Source organism: Clostridium sp. Cult1, from assembly GCF_021655095.1.
GTDB lineage: Bacteria > Bacillota > Clostridia > Tissierellales > Tepidimicrobiaceae > Schnuerera.
Map to the genome: position 1 here is coordinate 2,106,202 of NZ_PPXW01000001.1, position 4,050 is coordinate 2,110,251.

3 protein-coding genes are annotated in these 4,050 nt (G+C 30.7%); all 3 read right to left on the reverse strand.

Going from position 1 to position 4,050, the window contains the following annotated elements:
- Positions 1 to 43 precede the first annotated feature (43 nt).
- Genes C3E89_RS10525 through C3E89_RS10535 form a run of 3 tightly spaced genes read right to left on the reverse strand, consistent with a single transcriptional unit; the run spans position 44 to position 3,957 of the window.
- Entirely contained in the window at positions 44 to 1,528 is a 1,485-nt protein-coding gene (locus C3E89_RS10525; protein WP_236912829.1) for a recombinase family protein, read from the reverse strand.
- Positions 1,521 to 3,188 (reverse strand): recombinase family protein, encoded by a 1,668-nt coding sequence (locus tag C3E89_RS10530; protein WP_236912831.1) that lies wholly within the window; start codon positions 3,186 to 3,188, stop codon positions 1,521 to 1,523. Before C3E89_RS10530 ends, C3E89_RS10525 begins: the two co-directional genes overlap by 8 nt.
- On the reverse strand, positions 3,181 to 3,957 hold the full coding sequence (locus C3E89_RS10535) for a zinc ribbon domain-containing protein (RefSeq protein WP_236912833.1): 777 nt from the start codon (positions 3,955 to 3,957) through the stop codon (positions 3,181 to 3,183). Before C3E89_RS10535 ends, C3E89_RS10530 begins: the two co-directional genes overlap by 8 nt.
- Positions 3,958 to 4,050 lie beyond the last annotated feature (93 nt).

Sequence of the window (4,050 nt, forward strand, 5' to 3'; positions counted from 1 at the left end):
TTATGGAAAAGGAGACCCTAATAGTGGATCTCCTTCTATTTTACTATTGATATTCTATTCTTTCTATACCCTTGCCAGAAATATAAATTGTTTTGATATACTTCCTAACAATATCTTCAGTAAGGTTATCTATGCTTCCAGCTTGTTTAAGCTCTTCATCTATTGCTTGGATACGTTCTTTGTTCTCTTCATCAGACTCTTGTATATGATTTTTTATTTCTACAAAATCTTCTCTTGAAATTTTACCAAACTTATAATTTTCAAACTCTATCCTCTTCTTCTTTGATAGCTGGTCATTCCTGTCATAAAGTTCTTTTTGCTCATATAGAAGTTTTTTCTTTTCTGTCTTATCTGTATGAAACTTATCCTTAAGGATTCTAAATACCTCTTTTTCTAATTCCTTATAATGAGGTAGTTTTTCTTCCTGCTCAAGCATTCTACAGTAATAACAGTAAAGATTTATACCTATTAACTCTTTCCCATTAGAACTTTTACCAAATCTTATCTTATAACCACATTTATTACATCTTACAAAAGTTGCAAGAGGACTATTTTTATACTTACTCTTATTTCCTATAAAACTATTTTTATGCCTAGATTTTAATATTTCTTGAACTTCATCAAAGGTTTCTTTGCTTATAAGAGCTTCATGATTATCAAAAATTCTTATCCATTCTTCTTTAGGGTGATATATAACCTTACCACCATCTAGCTTACTCTTGCTTGATTTATTAAAGACAAAAGTCCCTGTGTATGTTTCGTTTTTTAATATCCTTCTAACCATGCTGTGAGACCATATTGTATCTTCTACAGTAGATTCCCACCTATTAGCATAGGCATCATAGCCTTTTATCTCTTTTCTCCTTGCCCTTGCTGTAATAACGCCCTCACTGTTAAGAATCTTTGCAGTTTCATTCAGGGTATGTCCTTCAAGGATAAGTTGAAACATATATCTAATATTATCAGCTACCTTTTCATCAACTATAAGCTTATAGTTATCCTCAGGGTCTTTCAAATATCCATAGGGTGGAGTTCCAGAGGTGTATTTTCCTTGCTTTTTCGCCACAAGTAAAGCAGTAGTCATTTTCTCTGAAATATCCCTACTATAATAATCATTAAGAAGGTTTTTAAATTGAATATCTAATTCAGTTCCATTTTGAACTTCATTACTACTATCATAGCCATCATTGATTGCTATAAATCTAACTCCCATAAAAGGAAAGATGTTTTCAAGATAATCACCCATTTCTATATAATTTCTCATAAATCGTGACATATCTTTTACTATGATACAGTTTACCTTTCCTTGTTTTACCTTTAAAAGAAGTTTGTCTAAGCCTGGTCTTGAAGTAGTGCTACCACTATAGCCCTCATCAATAAATTCTTCTATATTTGTCTTTTTAAGCTCTTGGTCATTAAAGATGAAGTTCTTTATAATATTTCTTTGAGAATTTATAGTGTCTTCTGTATGCCCTAGATTCCCTTTTTCAAGTACGGATATTCTAAGATAAATAGCAGTATTAATCATTTGACCTCATCTCCCTTCCACCTAAAAAGCCTTTTAAGCTAATTTCTATAGTTTCATTATCATATACATCAATACGTTCAATATATTTCTGAACAATATCTTCATCTAGCTTGATGTCTTTATTGGAAAATAGATTATCAAATAATCCTATTTCCTCTTCAGCTTGAGCTTCTATTGAAAGGATTTCAAGGTCAAGATCACTTAAGTTCTTTTCATAGATGGTTAGGTCTTTTCTATTTAATATTCTTTTTTCAAGATAGTCTTCTTTCTCAATCTTTCCCAAACTATAATCTTCATATAGTCTTTTTAAATCTGAATTAAGTTTTGAAATCTTAAGAGAAATAGACTTGCGATTTTTTTCTACCACCTCAATTTTCATTTTACATATATCAATAATTCTATCTTTACAATCTTTTCCACTTGCATCAATGCTGAGTACATTCTTCAACTTCTTTATTACTAGATTGTCTAAATCACTTTCCATTATAGAAATATAAGGAGTTTCAAGCAAAATACCATTGTTTTCTTCATTGGTAAACTTATAATAGTAAAACTTAGTATTTTTCTTATTACTTCTAACTCCATTTCTCCCTAAGAGTAGGTTCGTATTTGCATCAAAAATTACACCCTTGTATTTATTAACTGGATCTCTTTTCATATCATGTCTTGTTATTTTAAAATAATCTTTCCTTTTGTTGTTATCAAGTATTTCTTGGGCTACATTAAATAATTCATCTGAAATAATAGCTTCATGGGCATTTTCTACAACAATCCATTCATCCCTGGGTTTTTGCCTATAATGACCACTCTTTTTCCCTTGAACATTTTCCTTAGTACCTTGAACAAGGCAGCCTGTATAGACTCTCTGTCTTAGCATATTAGATATTGTGCCTTTTCTCCATTGTGGTTCTCCAGGTTCACGCATGATGTTTCCTGTTTTATTATAGGCACTTGATGTAGCTATATTTTCTTCATTAAGCTCCTTAGCTATTTTAAGTGTATTAATCCCATCTACATACATATTAAATATTCTTTGGACTACTTTCATGCTTACTTCATCAGGTTCTAGTTTTCTTCCTCCATCTTTCTTTACTACCTTGTATCCAAAAGGTGGATTTGAGCCTATAAAGAATCCTTGCTTAGCATTTATCTTTCTACTAGTTCTAACCTTATGAGATATATCCTTTGCATACATATCATTAATAAGGTTCTTTATCAACATTTCAAAAGATAGTTTTGCATCAATTCCCTTTTCTGTATCAATCTTATCTATTACTGATACAAATCTTACTCCTAAGAAAGGAAACACCTTGTCTACGAGCCTTCCCATTTCAAGATGTTCTCTACCAAGCCTTGATAAATCCCTAATTATAATGCAGTTTATAAAACCACTTCTAATATCATCCATCATTTCAATATAACCTGGTCTATCAAAGTTAGTTCCAGAATACTCATAATCTGTATAAACTTTAACTAAAGTCATATTTTCCTTATTTACATACTCTTGGCAGATTTCTACTTGGGACTCTATAGAGTGTGACTTATTTCTCCACTCTTCTGTCCTTTCCTGTGAAAGTCTTGTATAGATCCCTACTCTAGATGAATTAATAACTTCTACGTTTTCTGTTTTTATAAGATTTCTTCTTGATACCCTAGCCATAGAGAGCTACCCCCTCTCTTTCAGTGGATAGTCCTTTTATAGCCATACTGTTAAAGGATACAAGATTAGAAGCCTTATTCTTTTTAGCTCCCTTTAATATTCTCTTTAATATATCTAATTTTTCCATATCATTAAAGAATACTGTTATTCTAGGTCTTCCTTCTTCATCCTTTTCTCCTACTAATATACGGTCAACAAAAAATGCTAGTGTTTGCCTATCAATACTTTCAATATTTTTATACTTTTCCAATCCTGTAAGCCAGTTTTCTTTGGAATTAAGCATCTCTTCTAAATCATTATAGGCTTTCTTTCTATTTATAATTTGTTGTTCGATTTCTTTTATTTTTAACTGGTAGCTTTTTCTAAAGGATTGAAATTCTTCTTCATCTATAAGTTCATCTTCTAAGTCCATATAAAGAGAACGTCTAAGAGTTTCATATTTCTTTTTTTCAGCAAGAAGGTCATCTAAATCAAGTTCATATTCTGATTTACTTAAGTCAGTTTGTCTAATTCTTAAAAATAGCTCTTCTTGATATTTAATATGTTGTTTTAATATATAATTTAAAGAAGATAGAATATCCTCTTCCCTAATGCTATGCCTTGAACAACCCTTACCTCGATTGTATAAACCACATATATAATAAATTGTTTGTCCACTTTTTGTTTTTTGATTTCTTCTTACTAGCTGATTTCCACAATCTGCACAGTAAAGAAGCCCTGTTAAGAATTCAGGTTTAGATTCTCTATTAAGAATATCCCTTCCCATCATCTATAAGAAAATCTACTCCATTTTTAAAATCAGCAAGCTCTGCCAGCTCATATATATCCCATAGATTTATATTAATAACTTGCAAATCTTTAT